At 69.9% G+C, this 419-nt stretch carries 1 pseudogene; it reads left to right on the forward strand.

Annotated features, from left to right (window positions below):
* Window positions 1–419 (forward strand): annotated as a pseudogene (locus tag G9373_RS45720) (beta-ketoacyl-ACP synthase III); the annotation flags it as partial.

The following is a 419-nucleotide window of genomic DNA, read 5'->3' on the forward strand; positions in this document are numbered from 1 at the left end:
CAACGCGCATGCGCCCGCGTCTGACGCCGCGCCCCGACGATGCGCTGTCGCTGCAGGCTGAGATTGGCGTGGCGGCCGCGCGCGATGCCTTGGCCGCTGCCGGCCGCGATGCCGCCGAGGTCGACATGCTGCTGTGCGCAACGTCCAACTTCCAGCGGCCGTATCCGGCACTGGGCGTGGAGATCCAGAACGGCATTGGCGCGGGCGGCTACGCGTTCGACATGAACGTCGCGTGCTCGTCGGCCACCTTCGGGCTGGAGCAGGCCATCAATGCGGTGCGCAGCGGCACGGCGCGGGCGGCGCTGGTCGTGAGCCCCGAGATCACCTCCGGTCACCTCGATTGGAAAGACCGCGACTGCCACTTCATCTTCGGCGACGTGTGCACGGCCGTGCTGGTCGAGCGCGCGGAAGACACACGC

It is taken from the genome of Rhodococcus sp. A14 (genome assembly GCF_011603105.1).
GTDB lineage: Bacteria > Actinomycetota > Actinomycetes > Mycobacteriales > Mycobacteriaceae > Rhodococcus_F > Rhodococcus_F opacus.